This window comes from Exiguobacterium sp. s78 (assembly GCF_018618985.1).
Taxonomy (GTDB): domain Bacteria; phylum Bacillota; class Bacilli; order Exiguobacteriales; family Exiguobacteriaceae; genus Exiguobacterium_A; species Exiguobacterium_A abrahamii.
This window is the reverse complement of sequence record NZ_JACSNB010000004.1, coordinates 25,886-42,899: the sequence shown is the minus strand read 5'-3', so window position 1 is coordinate 42,899 and position 17,014 is coordinate 25,886. Positions and strand designations below refer to the sequence as shown.

General features: G+C 48.2%; 14 protein-coding genes. 3 read left to right on the top strand and 11 right to left on the bottom strand.

What is annotated here, in order from left to right; translation table 11 throughout:
- Nucleotides 1–98 precede the first annotated feature (98 nt).
- Both KNQ18_RS14650 and KNQ18_RS14645 read right to left on the bottom strand, forming a co-directional pair.
- Nucleotides 99–527, bottom strand: a complete 429-nt coding sequence (locus KNQ18_RS14650) for a GNAT family N-acetyltransferase (RefSeq protein ID WP_023467111.1) — start codon at nt 525–527, stop codon at nt 99–101.
- A complete protein-coding gene (locus KNQ18_RS14645; protein WP_215085273.1) occupies nt 524–1,672 on the bottom strand; it encodes an alanyl-tRNA editing protein in 1,149 nt (382 codons plus the stop codon). The genes KNQ18_RS14650 and KNQ18_RS14645 overlap by 4 nt, the downstream gene beginning before the upstream one ends.
- Nucleotides 1,673–1,800: 128 nt before the next feature.
- Here KNQ18_RS14645 and phnF point away from each other — a divergent pair, with 128 nt between their 5' ends.
- On the top strand, nt 1,801–2,535 hold the full coding sequence (gene phnF, locus KNQ18_RS14640) for a phosphonate metabolism transcriptional regulator PhnF (RefSeq protein ID WP_029340766.1): 735 nt from the start codon (nt 1,801–1,803) through the stop codon (nt 2,533–2,535).
- Between the two features lie 56 nt (nt 2,536–2,591).
- Here the strand turns inward: phnF and KNQ18_RS14635 are convergent, their stop codons facing one another.
- The 5 genes from KNQ18_RS14635 to KNQ18_RS14615 all read right to left on the bottom strand — a co-directional run bounded on the left by KNQ18_RS14635 (nt 2,592) and on the right by KNQ18_RS14615 (nt 10,013).
- The gene (locus KNQ18_RS14635; protein WP_231681811.1) at nt 2,592–3,704 is read right to left on the bottom strand and encodes an LCP family protein; all 1,113 of its coding nucleotides are present in this window, start codon (nt 3,702–3,704) and stop codon (nt 2,592–2,594) included.
- A gap of 299 nt (nt 3,705–4,003) precedes the next feature.
- A complete protein-coding gene (gene nagB / locus KNQ18_RS14630; RefSeq protein WP_050679000.1) occupies nt 4,004–4,765 on the bottom strand; it encodes a glucosamine-6-phosphate deaminase in 762 nt (253 codons plus the stop codon).
- Nucleotides 4,762–5,919 carry an N-acetylglucosamine-6-phosphate deacetylase gene (gene nagA, locus KNQ18_RS14625; protein ID WP_215085271.1) on the bottom strand — a complete coding sequence of 386 codons (1,158 nt, stop codon included), beginning with the start codon at nt 5,917–5,919 and terminating at the stop codon, nt 4,762–4,764. The genes nagB and nagA overlap by 4 nt, the downstream gene beginning before the upstream one ends.
- 183 nt (nt 5,920–6,102) lie before the next feature.
- The gene (gene mprF / locus KNQ18_RS14620) at nt 6,103–8,661 is read right to left on the bottom strand and encodes a bifunctional lysylphosphatidylglycerol flippase/synthetase MprF (protein ID WP_215085263.1); all 2,559 of its coding nucleotides are present in this window, start codon (nt 8,659–8,661) and stop codon (nt 6,103–6,105) included.
- Nucleotides 8,658–10,013 (bottom strand): MATE family efflux transporter, encoded by a 1,356-nt coding sequence (locus tag KNQ18_RS14615; protein ID WP_023467101.1) that lies wholly within the window; start codon nt 10,011–10,013, stop codon nt 8,658–8,660. The genes mprF and KNQ18_RS14615 overlap by 4 nt, the downstream gene beginning before the upstream one ends.
- 92 nt (nt 10,014–10,105) lie before the next feature.
- Between KNQ18_RS14615 and KNQ18_RS14610 the strand changes: the two genes are divergently transcribed.
- Complete coding sequence (locus tag KNQ18_RS14610) at nt 10,106–10,894, top strand: CHAD domain-containing protein (RefSeq protein ID WP_023467100.1); 789 nt, start codon at nt 10,106–10,108, stop codon at nt 10,892–10,894.
- Here KNQ18_RS14610 and glsA read toward each other — a convergent pair.
- From glsA to KNQ18_RS14595, 3 genes are all read right to left on the bottom strand, one after another.
- Nucleotides 10,885–11,817, bottom strand: coding sequence for a glutaminase A (gene glsA, locus KNQ18_RS14605; RefSeq protein WP_023467099.1), 933 nt, complete (start codon nt 11,815–11,817; stop codon nt 10,885–10,887). The genes KNQ18_RS14610 and glsA overlap by 10 nt on opposite strands.
- A gap of 127 nt (nt 11,818–11,944) precedes the next feature.
- Complete coding sequence (clpB, locus tag KNQ18_RS14600) at nt 11,945–14,521, bottom strand: ATP-dependent chaperone ClpB (RefSeq protein ID WP_215085261.1); 2,577 nt, start codon at nt 14,519–14,521, stop codon at nt 11,945–11,947.
- Nucleotides 14,522–14,527: 6 nt separating this feature from the next.
- On the bottom strand, nt 14,528–15,385 hold the full coding sequence (locus KNQ18_RS14595) for a DnaJ C-terminal domain-containing protein (RefSeq protein WP_050678995.1): 858 nt from the start codon (nt 15,383–15,385) through the stop codon (nt 14,528–14,530).
- 195 nt (nt 15,386–15,580) lie between these two features.
- Between KNQ18_RS14595 and KNQ18_RS14590 the strand changes: the two genes are divergently transcribed.
- Nucleotides 15,581–15,775 (top strand): YwbE family protein, encoded by a 195-nt coding sequence (locus tag KNQ18_RS14590; protein WP_023467094.1) that lies wholly within the window; start codon nt 15,581–15,583, stop codon nt 15,773–15,775.
- A 55-nt stretch (nt 15,776–15,830) separates the two neighbouring features.
- Here the strand turns inward: KNQ18_RS14590 and KNQ18_RS14585 are convergent, their stop codons facing one another.
- Complete coding sequence (locus KNQ18_RS14585) at nt 15,831–17,006, bottom strand: M20 metallopeptidase family protein (protein ID WP_215085254.1); 1,176 nt, start codon at nt 17,004–17,006, stop codon at nt 15,831–15,833.
- Nucleotides 17,007–17,014: the final 8 nt, after the last annotated feature.

Genomic DNA, 17,014 nt, shown 5'->3' with positions numbered 1-17,014 from the left:
TAAATTCATCTGTCTGTATAAAAATTCATTATGAATTATATATATACATAGAAAACAAAAAAAAGAAACCCTTTTTGCAGGATTTCTTTCAAAATGACTTACATTTTTTTCTCCATCGTTCGGTGCGGGATGCCCGCATCATCGAATTCATCGGAGACGATCGTATACCCGAGTCCTTGATAAAACGGGATCGCTTGAACTTGTGCGCCGAGTGTTAGCAATTGCTTCCCTTCGCGACGTGCGACTCGTTCCATCGCCTGCATCAACTCGCCACCGTATCCTTTTCCTCGCGCTGTCGCTAGCGTCGCGACACGCTCTACCTTCATCCGTTGGTCGTCATATGGACGGGTACGACCCGTTGCGACCGGTCGACTCTGCTCATCGAGGACAAGCAGATGAATCGCTGTCTCATCGTGTGTATCGTATTCAAGATGACGTGGTACGCCTTGCTCCTCGACGAAGACACGCTCCCGGATCATCCGGACGGCTTGATGTTGTTCTGCTGTACGTACTTGAATGACTGTCATGACTGATATTCCTCCCGTAATCGATCGACATATGCCATCGCATCATCCCGATTCGTAAATTGTGCCTGTGCCTGAACCGCACTTCCTCCGCCTCGCCCGTTAAATGTTTGGACATGTGCTTTAGCGAACTTCCCGAGATGGGGTTCACCTGGACTACTCATCAGTAACTTGTTCGTCGTCGCATTCCAGACGACGCCGACGCGTCCCGCTTCTTGAATCGCTTTAGCAAGCTGCTCGGATATTTTGATTTCTTCATCCAGATGTTCGAACACAAGAATGCCTTCTTGTTGTTCTAGAGCATGAGCGAGTGTAAACGTTGCGAGTTGTTCCTGGGCGTGTTCGATCTGTTTCGTTAAGCGTTTCTGCTCTTCTTGTAACGCTTGGACGGCTTCTAGCATTTGAACTGGTTTGACCGACAAGGCTTGCGCCGCTTCCCGTAAGGCTCGTCGTTCTGCCTGAACGAGTTGGTATGCCCGTTCCTTCGCGACATAGGACAGACGAATATTTCCACGAACCCGCTCGACTCCGGTAAAGAGAATCGACTCGAGCTGTGCCGTTGAATCAAGATGCGTCCCACCACAGGCACTATAATCGAGTGTGCCGATTTGAACGACACGAATTCGTCCTTCAACTTGTGGTGTTTTTCGTAATGGTAAGCGTAGAGCTTCCGCCTCGTCATACTCTGTCGCCGTGATCGGTAATCCTTGTTCAATCACATGTCGTAATCGTCGATCCAGCTGTTCTTGTTGCATAGTTGTCCATTCAGGTGTCTCGATATCAAGCGTCGAGACCTCACTTCCCGTCCGAAAACTGAGTGTCTTGATATTTGATTCATCTTGTAGGATTGCAGAGATGACATGTTGTGCCGTATGCTGCGCCGCATGATCGATTCGGACTGCGTCATCTACGATACCGGTGACGTCACCTGTGAGCGGCGTCGCCAGTTGGTGCCAGACGACACCGTCTTCGATTTGAACGTCAAGGACCGGTTGGTCGTTCAATGTTCCACGATCCGCCGGCTGTCCACCGCTCTCCGGATAGAAGTAACTTTTCTTTAAAGCAACCCAATAACCATCTACTTGTTTTGTTGCACGAATGGATGTCTGAAAGGTTCGGACATCGGATTCTATTTGTTCGGGGCGCATACCTCGACCACCTTTCTCTGTCAGTTTCACTCTGTATTATGCCATATTTCATCCAGAATCGTTTGTCGGCTTGCCTTTTTCCTAGTACACTAGACGAAAGACTACCGATCGCGAAGGGACGAAATGCCGTGATTCAGCATATCAATAAAAATTCACCACTCCCCATCTACTATCAAATCGAAGCTGCCTTAAAACAACAAATCGAAAGCGGTGTTCTTCAACCTGGCGATCTGATCCCGTCCGAGCGCGAATTTGCGGAAGCGCACCAAATCAGCCGAATGACGGTCCGACAAGCCATTTCAAACTTGGTCAACGCCGGTTACTTGATTCGTCAAAAAGGACGTGGAACATTCGTCGCGAATAAAAAAATCGTCATGCAACTGTCTGGATTGACGAGTTTCTCGGAAGAGATGGAGCACTTAGGTTTAGAACCGACGAGTGCGCTACTTTCCTATCAAATCATCGACGCCTCGATGACGATTGCCAATAAGCTACGGATTCGCGAAGGGGCATCGGTGTATGAACTGAAACGTTTACGAATTGCTGATGAGCAAGCGCTTGCCCTTGAGACCGTCTATATCCCGGAACAGCTCTTACCTGGACTCGATCAAGACGTCGCGACCGCATCGCTCTATGCATTTGCAGAAGCGAGCGGATTAAATCTTGGGCGTGCGAGTCAAACGTTCGAATCACGCCTGGCAACGAAGGAAGAGGCGGGCCATCTTGGTCTATCGACCGCTTCGCCTGTCTTATCTGTCGAGCAACTGACGTATCTTACAACGGAGCAACCGTTTGAATATGTCATCTCTGCTTACCGAGGAGACCGCTATACCTTCACCGTCGAAATGGAACGACAACGCTAAAAATCCCCTTGTATCGTCGTATAGTGACAATGATACAAGGGGATTTTTAGCGTATATTATTGAGCAGGAACGGCTTCTGTTTCCGTCACTGGTTCTTCTGTCGTGCTTTGTGCCGGGTCTGTCTCTTCCTTGATCGGTTCGACTTCTTGACCTTGCATCGCTTTTGCTAAGTTACTTTTCACTTGCTCCAATTGATTCGGATCGAGGTGATACTCCCATTTCCCGCTGATACCAATATAACCTTCTCCAGCGAGTTGGTACTCCGTCGTGTTACGTAACGCTGCTGTGAAATCTGCTAAGCGTGTATAATCGTTCGGACCTAAATTCGTTTCGACGTTATCACCGACAGCATCCAAAATATCACGGTATGCACTGAGGGAACGGAAACTTGCCGCTTCTTTGGCGACCGCTTGAATGACTTGCATCTGTTTTTGACCGCGTCCGATATCACCGAGCGGATCATCATGACGATTCCGGACGTAAGCAAGTGCTTGCTCTCCTGTTAAATGTTGCATACCTTTATCAACAGTGACAGTACCGGCTTTACGTTTTGAATCTTGCTCTTTGAACGCATATCGTACATCGATGTCTACGCCGTCCAATGCATCAATCAATTGAACGAATCCTTGGAAATTAACTTTAACGACGTGATCGATTTGAATACCGAGCAGGTTTTCTGTCGTTTCACGCGCTAATTTAATCCCATTATAGGAATTCGATTTATCCATCGAACCGAAGTAATGGGCATGGGTGATTTTATCTTGCTCAACACCTGTCTTACCATAAGGTACATCGTATTTCGAATAATCGATGTTCACGAGTGAATCACGCGGAATACTCGTCAACACTAATTGTTCCGTTTTTTTATTTAAGATCCCGACGATCATGACATCTGATCGCGCCGGTTCATTTCGTTCTTTACTTTTTTTCGTTTCATCCGTTCCAAGAATCAAGAACGATTCAGACGGAACATCATCATATTTAGAGCTCACCTTCGAGCCGGGAATGTTAATCTGCGTCTTTGCCAATGTTTCTTGCGTTTTAATAAAAACAGCTCCAGCATATCCAGAACCGATGATTGTGACAAGCAGGACGAGTGCAGCGATGACTTTCATGAACATCTTGCCAGCACTTGGCTGTCTCTTTCGTGCGGATCGCGTTTCCATCATGTAAACCCTCATTTTCATGTAAATTTTCCGTAAAGTTCGCTAATCTCCATTATCCGGACATTTAATGAAATGTCAATTTACGTTTCGGTTAAAGAAATCGTATGGAATCGTTGCACTGAAAAAATCATGGATCCTTAGTGCGCTGTATCATGAGATTGAATGATCTTGGTATATGTCCTGTTGATACCTTTCTATCTAAATAACAAATCGCTTGAGACTAGGCTCAACAGAATCAAAAAAAGGAATAGAGTCAATCCAATGATTGTCTCTATCCCTTTTGATTCATCGCTCTTCCATCGTCATACTTTCATGAAATTCAGATATGCCGCCCGTCCTGTACGTTTAGCGTCATCTGACAATAAAGATGCAGCTTCTTCGTCCAAGATCACCATGACATCAGCATGACGCTTGAGTACAGTTGCTGGACAATCCGTTGTTGCGACACCTTCCATCATATCGCGAACCGCTTCTGCCTTTCGTTCACTAGAAGCAACGAGAAGAATCTTTTTCGCTTCCATGATCGTACCGATTCCCATCGTGATCGCCTTCGTCGGTACTTCTTCTAATCGATCAAAGAATCGTTGGTTCGCTTCTCGTGTCGACTCTGTCAATTCCGTTACGTGTGTCTTAGCATCGAACGGTGTACCTGGTTCATTGAAGGCGATGTGTCCATTCGCTCCGATTCCAAGTAATTGAATGTCGATTCCTCGATTGCGGACGAGCGCTTCATATCGTTCACTTTCGCGCACGGGATCTTCTGTGTCCCCGATTGGAACGAATGATTCCTTAAACGCGACATCTTTGAATAGATGCTCTTGCATGAACGTATGATAACTTTGTGGATGCTCTGGGCTGAGACCGACATATTCGTCTAGATTAACCGTCGTCACATGTCGACAATCGAGCGAATCCTTCCGCCATTCTTCATAAACGCCGACCGGTGAACTTCCCGTTGCCAGTCCTACCGTCAAACCTTCCGGGTGACGCTCAATTTCCTGTTTCAAAAATTGATAGGCCACCTGTGCTAATTCTTCTCCTTTTTCTACGATCATCCATTTCATGAGGTAGACTCCTTTCCGTTCGTGATCCGGTGTCGCGTACCACGATGAATCGTTTCTTGAATGTGTAGCGCTTCGTCGAGCAGGACGATGTCCGCATCCTTGCCGACCGAGAGGCTTCCCTTTTGAGTCAATTGAAGTTCTTTTGCCGCATTGACCGATGTCATGCGAACCGCTTCTTCGAGCGAACAGCCTGTATAGGCGATGATATTCCGTAAGGCGGCGTCCATCGTTAAGACACTTCCAGCTAAGCTACCGTTTTCAAGACGTGCCGCACCGTCTCGAACGAATACAGCCTGACCACCTAACTCATATTCACCATCAGCTAATCCTTTTGCACGCATCGCATCCGTGATGACGATCAGTCGATCTGCGCCTTTCATTCGGTAGGCGAAGTCGACCATTTCTGGCGCACTGTGAATCCCATCCGGAATGATCTCCGCATAGACGTCTGGTGTCAGGAGGCAATATCCGACCGTGCCTGGTTCCCGGTGATGAAGTGCCCGCATTTGATTGTAGAGGTGGGTACCATGCGTGACGTGACCGGCTTGGTTTTGGGCATACGTCGCGTCTGTATGTCCGGCTGACGGAATCGCACCCGTCAAGCGCACCGCTTCTTCGAACGCCCGTGCTCCCGGGCGTTCCGGAGCGTATGTGACGAGCTTGATCGTGTTCCCTGCTGCTTTTTGCCATTTCAAGAACTGCTCGACATCCGGTTCGACGATATGTTCGTGAGGCTGTGCACCCGCATAATCCGGATTGATGAATGGTCCTTCAAGATGAACGCCGACGATCGTTGTATCGTCTTGCGCTACGACTTCTCGGACCGTCTCAAGCGCGCGTGTGATATTTCCCCAGTCCTGAGTAATCGTCGTCGCTAAAAATGATGTCACACCTTCTTGTAACATCTGTCGGCTGAAATGACGCAACCTCTCGGCATCTCCATCCATGACATCGACATCATATCCCCCATGAATATGCACATCGATCATTCCCGGAATGAGTGATTGATACTGCGCATCGATCATCTCTTCTCCTGCGATTTCCTCGAATTTCGACATGGGTCCAATCGCCTCGATTGTTCGGTCAAAACGAATGAAGCCGTCTTCAATCGTCTGCTCTCCCGTGTAAATCCGAGCATTGATGATCACTGTCATCTGGCATCTTCCTTTCTCTATCCGTTCCATGACTTGCTTCCGTATCTAGTATAACGCGATTAATTCTAGTTGTATAGACCTTTGTACATTTAAAGGAAATTATAAAAGGACGATCCCGCATATCCGTAGATATAGGGTCGCCCTTTGTATACCCGTCGATTGCCGACTTCATGCGTCAGTCGATCATGGTAATAAAATCCGGTCTTTCTTTCGAGAAATCAGACGCGTTGCTTTTAAGATTGCCATCGGTAACGATTGACGCTTGCGGTAAGCAAGATATCGTCCTTCCCATTTTGGATCGTACTTTTCTTTGTATCGTCGTAGACCGGTGAAACTATACATGTAGCGAATATTATTGAAGACATCCGCTGCCACACGTTCTTGCCAGAAGGACGTCTCGTCCTCTCCGACGGACGAAAGCGGAGCCATTCCCATGTTGAACGTATGGTAGCCTTCATCTTTCGCATACTCGAATAGTCGGATGAACATCGCATCCATGATTCCATTCGGTCCATCTGGTCGAAAACGCATCAAGTCAATCGATAGGACCCCTTCTTGGTAAGCAGGCATGAATGTCATGAACCCGATCAATCGTCCTTCCGCTTCACGCATGATGCCGATCGGTGCCCGGTTTAAATAAGGTTCGTGGAAGTAACCGAGCGAGAAACCTTTCTCGGACTTCCCTCCTAACCATTCGTCGGAGACCTCTTGTAGTTCTGCTAATAGAGTTCCTGAAATAGGTGGCTCGACTACTTCGAACGTCATGCCCTCTCGTTCAAAGCGATTTTTAATCGACCGAAGTCCAGCTCGTTTTTTTCCTGATACAGTGAAAGATGGAATATCAACGATCGCTTCTTCACCAAGTTTGAAGAAGTTGAAGCCAAAATCATGATAGAGAGACATATTTTGCGCTTGAATTTGATAGATGTTCGGAATATATCCAAGATCTTCGACGCGACGCAAGAAAGACGCGATGACTTGTGAATGCTCCTTCGGATCTCCACTAGGGTCGCCAAGGACCATGATCCGATTGCCGGTCTGACTGAACTGGATGAATGAACGTCCTGTTTCGGAGAAGAAGAAACGTTTATCACCTAGAAACGCGAGATGGCTTAAATAATTCCCACCCTGCTCACGCAACACCAACTCGATCTTTTCAGCATCGAATCGCTCACCGAGAACCGGTTGATTGAATGTATTGAATAAGCGGATGAAGACGAGAACATACACGAGCGCAAAGATAGAGGCACTCGCTGCAAACATGAAAATTTCATGTGCCGGATACACTTTTGTTCCGTCTGCTGATCCGAGTGTATAGAAGGCGTATCCAAAAAAGACGAATCCTCCAATGTACAATAGACCAGCGAAGGCAACCCGGATGAACCGTGTCGTCGTAATGAGCGTTCGTTCTCGGTGAAATGCTTTTCGCGACATCAGTAGCAAGACGAGGACGATGATGACGGCAAGGAAGGAAATCAAGTTAAAACCACGAAGTGCCATTCCAATCAACGCGAAAAAAGATGCCCCGTACATCATATATAACGACCGTTTTGTTCGACGATACAGTGCTGTCGATAAGAGGACGAACAATAAGCCGCCCATCAAGAAGAAACTATTCGCGAGTAACAGCGCTTCATGCGGTAATTTCGATTCCAAATATTCATATTGCGTCGAGACAGGTGGTAAAATCGCCAATCCCCAGATCGTGATCCCGGCAACGAGTGTGATCAATGCGAGTGTGAAATGACGAATTTTACTGAGGAATCGCAGTTGTAAGCGCCAAATGACGCTCCCGACCTCCATCGATGGACCAACGATCGGTTTGTCTTCGATCATCTTGACGACCGGACCGCTGAACTCCCGAGCTGAGAAAATGACACCGATCAGGAACGGAATCAAGTAGTAGACAAGACGGTAGATCAATAATCCTGTCAAGACGATGCCTTCCTCGACACCCGCACGCTGCATGCCGATCAAAAACACTAAGTCAAACGAACCAAACCCACCCGGTACCATCGAGATCAAACCGGCTGTCGCAGCGATGATGAAAACACCGATGACTTTTGAGAAACTAACATCCGTTCCGAGCGCTGCCAAGATCAGATAGACGACAACGCCAGCACTGAACCATTCTGCGAGTGAAACGAGTGAATATAACGCAATCGATTTCGGATGGATGCTACTATTGCCTCGTCGAAACGAGAACAGCAGATAGAGTGGAAAGAAGAATGCGACACCAATGATGACGGGCCACAGCCATTTTTTTAAATCGAGCACTTCAAACGCCGGAAAAACGTGTAGAAGCGATAAGGCAGATAAGATGGACAATCCACTGATCAACGTCGGTGCCATCCAGCCGATCGCCTTCAACAAACGACCGCCTTCAACGAATGGTCGATAAAGAGCGGAGCGGATCGCCATCCCAGCGAGACCGCCGAATCCGATGATGCCGTTAAAGGAGTTCGCAATCCAGGATGCTCGGAAAATTAGTCCGATCGGTACTTTCGCCTCCAATGAACGTAATAAGAAGAAGTCATAAAAGAACATCGTCGAGACTGCCGCAAGACCTGCGAGAATCAACAGGATGAATTGCCAAGATGGGACTTGACGAATCGCTTGAATCGATTCCTGTAGCGACAAACTACGCAATTCGTTTTGTCCTTGATAAAAAATGAATCCAATCAAGACGATCGGCAAGATGATCTTCGCAATCGTCATGATGCGTTGTTTTGAGAATTTCAAGCTGCCAGCCTCCTTGATTTACGGATTAAATGCATAAGACGAACAAGTAGTAGCGTTGCTCCGACCGCAAGACCGATGATCAATCCCCACCAGTAACCATCTGGTCCGAGCGTCGTATAGCGTTCGAGATAAAAACCTAATGGTAGTCCAATGACCCAGTAGGCAGCAATCGTCAACAAGAAGGTGACGTTGACATCCTTGAATCCACGTAATGCACCTTGCGTCGGTGCAGCAACGGCATCCGACAGTTGAAAGAAAATCGCTAAAATCATGAAATGTGCGGCTGCTTCGATGACTTGAGGATCACGACTATATAAAGCGGCAAGTTCTTCATTCTTTAAGTACAACAAGATCCCGGAGAACAAGGAGACGGCAACACACATCGTCAATCCAATGACGACGTACTGGACAGCGTCCTTAATCCGTTTGGCACCGACCTCAAAACCGACTGTGATCGTCAAAGCGGACGCAGCAGATAATGGGATCATATAGACGAACGAAGCGAAGTTGATGGCCGCTTGATAGGCACCGATGATGACATCGCCGTACGCTCCGAGCAGCAACGTGACCGCCGAGAAAATACTGACTTCAGAAAAAATCGCTAGACCAATCGGAGCACCGAGTAGAATCAATTCCTTGATTCGCTTCATATCTGGACGGTAAAAGCGCCGCAGAATCCCAAGGCGTTGAAATAATTCTCCTTTGAAGACGACAGCGATGATCGCTAGACAGAGAATCCAGTACGTGATGGCAGTCGCAACTCCCGCGCCCACTCCACCAAGTTCCGGAAAACCGAAGTTTCCGAAGATGAATAGATAATTGAAAAGGACGTTAATGGGTAAAGAGATTAGTAGTAAGACCATCGTGATATTTGATTTACCTAATGAATCGACGAGTGTTCGTAAAACGAAGAAAACGAACATCGGTACGATCCCGAGTGCTAACATCACGAGATAATTTCGCGCGACTTCACGCGCCTCTGCTGATAACTCCATCCGTTCGAGAATCGGATTGACAGCAATAAGTCCGATGACGACAGTCAAACCAATGATCACGACAGCAACGTACAACGCCTGCATGACGATCCGTTTGACTTCCCGCTCGCGTTTTGCTCCCATCGCTTGGGAAACGAGCGGTGCGACGGCAAGTAGAATACCGGTCAGTCCTGTGTAGACGGGTGCCCAGAGACTTGCTCCGACCCCGACGCCTGCTAAATCAGCAGAACCATATCGACCGGCCATGACCGTATCGAAAAAACTAATTAAGTAAAACGCGACTTGCGTTACGAGGATCGGAAAGAAAATTTTCATGAATTGCTTCATCTTTCCTGAGAACGTAACTGTTTCTAACATGTTTCCACCACATTTCAGGAGGTGTCCTCCTTAATTTTAAAACCTAGCACTCTTGAACTCTTACGAAAATAATCCGAGGAGGGATTCATCTCATGAACCATCGAGATACTGAAAAGCTGACTTTCGAACTGCTTGAGACATGGTCGACCTTCAATCATTATGCCAAAGAGGCTCAAACCTTTGAAAATCCGGAAGATGTCCATCAAGCGCGGATTCGGTTACGGAAACTAATCACATTCGCCCGATTGGTCGATTTAACGGAGGAACCCGTTTATTTGATTTGGAAGCGGCTGATGCATGCTTTCGGCGAAGTCCGTGACCTCGACGTACAACTCGAAGCAACCTCAAACAAAACAGAAATCGATCAGTTATTCGCGAACCATGTCGCTCTGCAACTTCAAGGGAAACGTTCGACTTTAATCGAGACGATGCATCTCTTGATCTCCAATGAACTGGATCGATCCGTTCGTCGCTTTTTAGCCGGTCCGATGACAAAGCGCCTCAAACGGATGTCAGAAAAAGAGCTGATTCAGGCCGCTGAGAAACGCTATGAAAAAAAACGTGAACAATTTGAAAAAGTGCAACGAAAGGATGGAACGAAGCGTGTCGAACGGATGCATGAATTACGGCTTGCTACAAAAGCATACCGTTATACGGTCGAGTATCTTCGTCCCTACACGCATCAACCGAAGTCTGCTGTCGATCGCCTAAAGACAACTCAGACACGACTCGGACACATCAATGATACGTATCAGCGATTAGAAAGATGGCGCTCTTTCGAGGTTCCATCTGCTTATCAAGAAGAGCGTTTGCGTCAGATTAAGCGTTTAGAGGACGAGCTACGTTCTGCGCTTGATCAGATTGAAATCGCTCATGGATGACGTTGAACGAGTAATTCCAGCATCTTTGTTCCGGCAATGGAGTTCCCTTTGGCATCAAGCGATGGTCCAAAGACACCGATTCCGAGATCAGCCATATCGAAATCACTTCGACCGCAAGCAACGACTGCACCGGAAACACCACTTTTTCCTGGAAGCCCGACTTGGACGGAAAATTCTCCAGATGCATCGTACATGCCACACGTCGTCATGATTGCTCGAATGATTCGTGCGTTCCGACGTGAAATGACTTGGCGTCCTGATGGCGTTTTTCCGGATGTACTCAAAATTTTTCCCATCATGGCAAGTCCTTTACAGTTCGTCAAAATCGCACATTGTTTCGTATAGACGTCGATGATTTCTTCGACATTTCCCTCAATCACACCGTGATAGCGCATGAAGTAGAGCAGTGCCCGATTCAAATCCGTCGTTTCGAATTCCGATTCAGCAACATCTGCGTCATATTTTACCATTTCTACTTCAATATCCAACAGTTTTGCGATGAATTGCCGCAATTGGAGTAATTTATCGGCAGCATCCGTTCCCGGTAACATGCTCGTCACAGCTAGTGCTCCTGCATTGATCATTGGATTGAGCGGTTTTGTTGGAATCGTCTCTTCAAGTTTCGCGATCGAATTGAATGCATCACCCGTCGGTTCCATCCCGACTTTTGAAAAGACATAATCTTCTCCGAATGTCTCGAGGACGAATGCGAGCGTGATGATCTTCGATACACTCTGTAGTGTAAACATCGTATCCGCATCACCTGCCGAGACGAACGTCCCGTCGGCGTTACAGACGGCGATTCCGAGTTGTGTTGGATCAACCTTCGCAAGCTCTGGAATATAACTGGCGACTTGTCCAAGCACTGTATACGGACGGCATTCTTCAATCAACTCCTCGAGTTGGGCTTGTGTAACATTCATGGCGTTCCCTCTTTCTCTTTTTTTCTAGCTTATCACGCATCTGACGAATACGGATATGGTTCTTCCGTAAACGCTAAAAGGAGTCGACTCGTTTCAGCCGAGTCGACTCCTTTTTCTAGCATCCGCTTCATCCGTGTACGACTAGTTCGCCGTCTTCTACGTCAATCGCAATCCGGGCACCATCTTGAATCGCCCCACTGATCAAGGCACGGGCAAGTTTCGTCTCAATCGTCCGTTGCATATAACGATTGATTGGACGTGCGCCGTATTGTGGTTCAAATGCTTCCTCGAAAATCAACGTCTTCGCAGCATCCGTGACATCAATCGTAATGCCTCGTCCAGATAAACGTGAACTCATTTTCTCGACCGCTTTGTCGATGATTCGTTCGATTTCCGTCCGGTGGAGTGGATGGAATAAAATCGTATCATCGATCCGGTTCAAGAACTCCGGTCGGAAGTGGCGCTTCAGTTCTTGGCGAACGGCTTCCTCTTCCGCTGCATCGATGACACCATCTTTGGCGGCTTCAAGCAGGATGGGTGCTCCGATGTTTGACGTCATGATGACGATCGTGTTCTTGAAGTCGACGACCCGTCCTTGCGCATCCGTCAATCGACCATCGTCGAGCAACTGAAGCAAGATATTGAAGACGTCGCCGTGCGCTTTTTCGATCTCATCGAACAACAGAACCGAATACGGGCTCCGTCGGACGGCTTCCGTCAATTGACCGCCTTCTTCATAACCGACGTATCCTGGAGGCGCACCGACGAGACGGGAGACATTGTGTTTTTCCATATACTCCGACATATCGATGCGGACGATGTGATCTTCACTATCGAACATCGCGGCTGCCAAGGCTTTGGCGAGTTCTGTCTTCCCGACCCCTGTCGGACCGAGGAACAAGAACGAGCCAATCGGGCGGTTCGGATCCTTGATGCCAGCTCGCGCTCGAATGACAGCGTCCGCGACGAGACGGACCGCTTCGTCTTGACCGAAGACACGCTCATGAAGCGTATCTTCAAGATAAAGTAATTTTTCGCGTTCGCCCTGCGCAAGCCGCGTCACTGGAATGCCGGTCCATTTCGAAACGATGTCGGATATCTCTTCTTCCGTCACCGCTTCTCGAACGAGTTCGTGTGAGACGTGTTCAGATGACTCTTCCGCGACTTTCAGACGTGCCTCAAGATCCGGAATTTGACCGTACTTGATTTCCGATGCTCGGTTCAAGTCATAGCGCCCTTCCGCTTCTTGTAATGCCAGTTTTGCCTTCTCAAGATCCGCGCGTAACTGTTGGACACTTTGCGAACTCTCTTTTTCCCGTTCCCATCGTGTCCGAAGTGCACTCTCGTCTTCTCGAACAGAGCTGAGTTCTTGTTGTAAGATGGCAAGTCGTTTCCGAGATGCTTCATCTGTTTCTTTTTTTAACGCCGCTTCTTCGATTTCGAGCTGCATGACCCGACGGACGAGTGAATCGAGTTCAGCTGGCATCGACTCCATATCGGTCCGAATCATAGCACATGCTTCATCGACGAGATCAATCGCCTTATCCGGCATGAACCGATCCGTAATATACCGATCGGATAACACCGCCGCCGCGACGAGCGCATTATCATGAATCCGCACACCGTGGTGAATCTCGAACCGTTCTTTTAGTCCACGCAGAATGGAGATCGTATCCTCGACATCCGGTTCTGCGACGAGTACTTGTTGGAAGCGACGTTCGAGCGCTGGATCTTTCTCGATATACTTCCGGTACTCATCTAGCGTCGTTGCACCGATACAGTGCAATTCTCCTCGTGCAAGCATCGGCTTGAGCATGTTTCCGGCATCCATTGCGCCGTCCGTCTTCCCGGCACCGACGATCGTATGCAGCTCATCGATGAACAAGAGAATCTGTCCTTCGGCTTCCTTGACTTCATTCAAGACTGCTTGCAGTCGCTCTTCGAACTCACCACGGTATTTCGCACCAGCGACGAGCGCACTCATGTCTAAACTGAACAACTGCTTGTTCTTCAGACTCTCCGGTACATCTCCTCGGACGATCCGTTGCGCTAGTCCTTCAACGATTGCCGTTTTCCCGACGCCGGGTTCTCCAATCAAGACGGGATTGTTTTTTGTCTTCCGACTCAAAATCCGGATGACACGTCGAATCTCATCATCACGGCCGATGACCGGGTCTGTTTTCCCAGACCGGAAATCCGCTACGAGATCACGTCCATATTTTTTCAGCACATCAAACGTCTCTTCGGGATTTTTCGTCGTGACCTTCCGATTGCCTCGCATACTGACGATCGCTTCCCGGAGTGTCTCTTCCGTAATGCCTTGACGACGTAAATATTGAGCTGCTGGACTTGATTGTTTGATCAATGCTAGCAATAAGTGTTCGACGGAGACATAGTCATCCTGCATGAGACGCGCTTCCGTCTCTGCTTCCGTCAACACGTTCAGCAACGAGCTACCGATCCGAGGCGTCGTCGCCTGGGACAAAGCAGGAAGCTTACCAATCGCCTCGTCAATCGCTCCATTCAATGTCTCAATCCGTTGATTCAGCTTTTCGAAGACGACTCGTGCAATCCCTTCTTCTTGAGCAAGTAAGGCAAGTAACAAATGCCATTCTGTGATTTCACTATGACGACGTTGTTTCGCGATCGCTTGGGCAGAGACGATTCCCTCGTGTGCCCGATCCGTTAAACGTTCAAAATCCATCCTTGATCACTCCTTCACTGCAAGTTGACGTTCCCACTCTTCATAAAAGGCACGGTCCATCTCAGGTAACTTGACTTCGAGTTGGACAAGTAACGCCCCACGATGACCATTCGCTTGACTCAGACCACGATTTGGAATCCGGAGTCGTGCTCCTGGTTTCGTGCCCGGTTTGACTTTCAGTTTGATTCGTTTCCCTTCAAGCGTATCTGCGACGACTTCGCCTCCGAGCACAAGCGTCGTCGGATGAACACGGACGGTTGAAATGACGTCTTGATCGACCCGTCGGAACTGATCGTCATCCTTCAAGTGAATCGTCACGTAAACATCTCCCGCGACACCTTGTCGGTTACGCATCGAACTTTTTCCACGTAAGCGAACTTTTTTACCGTCATAGACGTCTTTCGGAAGCGTCAGCTGGATCGAACCCGTCGCAAGACGCACCGTGACTTTTTCGTTCGTACTGAGATGACTGAGTGGGACCGTCAATTCAAGCTCTTCATCGGTCGACACTTCTTCCTGACTAAAGAACGAACCGAACATATCTTCAAATCCGAACGATTGTCCAGGTCGTGTCCGTCCACCACCTCCGAACTGTCGGAACAGATCTTCGTAATCTCCAGCGCCACCAGCTCCAGCGCCTGCCATCTGATCGAAGTTACTGCCGTATCGATCATACTTCGCTCGTTTTTCCTCATCTCCAAGCACATCGAAGGCTTCTTGGATATCCTTGAAACGCTGGTCCGCACTCGCCTCTTTATTGACGTCTGGGTGATACTGCTTTGCCAATTTGCGGTACGCGCGCTTAATATCTTGATTCGATGCATCCTTTGCGACACCGAGTGTTTGGTAGTAGTCTTTTGCCATTCGAATTCACTTCCTTTTCCTATACTTCATTACCTTAATTATAAAAGTCGTATCTTAATTGGTCAAATATAGTCAAACTTTTTTTTGACATTCTGTTCTCTTTTCACTTTACGTCCTTGCGACAAACAAGTTTCACCGACTGAACCATGTTATACTGATAGCCAAACAGGAAATGAACGATGGGAGGATCTACAGATGGATGGTAAAACACGTAAAAATATCACGCCCGGTCTTAAAGTCAGCATCGTGTTGAAGCAAGATCAACGAACAGGTAAACGAACAGAAGGAATCGTCAAAGACCTTCTCACGAAATCTCCGCAACATCCGCACGGGATTAAAGTGCGCTTAGAAGACGGTCAAGTCGGTCGTGTTCAAGAAATTTTAGGATAAAAAGACAGCAATCGCTCGTCCTGATTCCTTTTCGGAGTCAAGACGAGCGATTTTTTCATGATTCAGTAGCTTGTTCTAAGTAACGCCATGTCGCTTCGACGAGAATACGCGCTGCATCGAGCATCGCCGGCTCCTTAAAATCAAACTGTGGATGGTGATGCGGTGGATACGAAGCATCTCCCGCTCCTGTAAAGAAGAACGCACCAGGTACGTGTTGCAAGTAATAAGCGAAGTCCTCGCCACCCATCGTCGGTTCAATCTCAAATACACGCTCGTCTCCTAAAACTTCTCGTGCGACAGATTCAATCAATGCGGTGGGTGCAGCATGATTGACGACAGCTGGATAGCCTTTTTCGTATGTAAAGTGATACGTTGCTCCGACTGCCTCACAGATTCCTTTGATCGTCCGCTCCATCCGCTCAATGATCTCGTCCGCTGTCGCTTCATCAAACGTCCGGACCGTTCCTGTCAACATCGCTTGATCTGCAATGACATTAAACGTATTCCCAGCATGTAATGTTCCAACGGTCACGACTGCCGGCTCCAGTGGATTGAGTTGACGACTGACGATCGATTGTAATTCCTTAACGATTGTTGCCCCGAGTAAGACAGCATCAATCGTCTCATGTGGTTTCGCACCGTGTCCGCCTTTTCCATATAAGGTCAGTTCGAACTTATCCGCCGCCGCCATGATCGGACCAGTCCGAACACCTACGTGTCCTAAATCGATCGTTGACCAAAGATGCGTTCCAAAGATGACATCGACTCCTTCGAGACAACCGTCCGCAATCATATCGCGTGCACCGCCCGGAACGACTTCTTCCGCATGTTGATGAATCAAAACGACGTTCCCCGGTAATGATTCTCGCTGTTGCATGAGCGTCTCTGCGACAGCAAGTAACGTCGCCGTATGACCATCGTGACCGCATGCATGCATCACACCCGGAACCGTCGACCGATACGCGACCTCTTTAGCGTCAGCAATCGGTAAGGCATCAAAGTCGGCGCGTAACGCGACGGTCTTTCCCGGTTTTCCTCCACGAATATACCCGACGACACCACGTCCGCCGACCTCCGTCCTGACTTCGATTCCGAGCGCTTTTAAATGTCGCGCGATATAACGCGGAGTCTCGACTTCGTGAAACGACAACTCTGGGTGCTGATGTAAATAACGACGGCGCTCGACCATTTCTGGATACAACGCGTCTAGTCCGGCAGTTCGTTCTGACATATATGTAT

Bases quoted from the DNA above. Each gene is read 5' to 3' on its own strand.
- KNQ18_RS14615 (WP_023467101.1), bottom strand. From the start codon at position 10,013: ATGTTAGAAACAGTTACGTTCTCAGGAAAGATGAAGCAATTCATGAAA.
- nagB (WP_050679000.1), bottom strand. From the start codon at position 4,765: ATGAAATGGATGATCGTAGAAAAAGGAGAAGAATTAGCACAGGTGGCC.
- clpB (WP_215085261.1), bottom strand. From the start codon at position 14,521: ATGGATTTTGAACGTTTAACGGATCGGGCACACGAGGGAATCGTCTCT.
- KNQ18_RS14645 (WP_215085273.1), bottom strand. From the start codon at position 1,672: ATGCGCCCCGAACAAATAGAATCCGATGTCCGAACCTTTCAGACATCC.
- KNQ18_RS14595 (WP_050678995.1), bottom strand. From the start codon at position 15,385: ATGGCAAAAGACTACTACCAAACACTCGGTGTCGCAAAGGATGCATCG.
- KNQ18_RS14650 (WP_023467111.1), bottom strand. From the start codon at position 527: ATGACAGTCATTCAAGTACGTACAGCAGAACAACATCAAGCCGTCCGG.
- KNQ18_RS14610 (WP_023467100.1), top strand. From the start codon at position 10,106: ATGAACCATCGAGATACTGAAAAGCTGACTTTCGAACTGCTTGAGACA.
- KNQ18_RS14590 (WP_023467094.1), top strand. From the start codon at position 15,581: ATGGATGGTAAAACACGTAAAAATATCACGCCCGGTCTTAAAGTCAGC.
- nagA (WP_215085271.1), bottom strand. From the start codon at position 5,919: ATGACAGTGATCATCAATGCTCGGATTTACACGGGAGAGCAGACGATT.
- KNQ18_RS14585 (WP_215085254.1), bottom strand. From the start codon at position 17,006: ATGTCAGAACGAACTGCCGGACTAGACGCGTTGTATCCAGAAATGGTC.
- glsA (WP_023467099.1), bottom strand. From the start codon at position 11,817: ATGAATGTTACACAAGCCCAACTCGAGGAGTTGATTGAAGAATGCCGT.
- KNQ18_RS14635 (WP_231681811.1), bottom strand. From the start codon at position 3,704: ATGATGGAAACGCGATCCGCACGAAAGAGACAGCCAAGTGCTGGCAAG.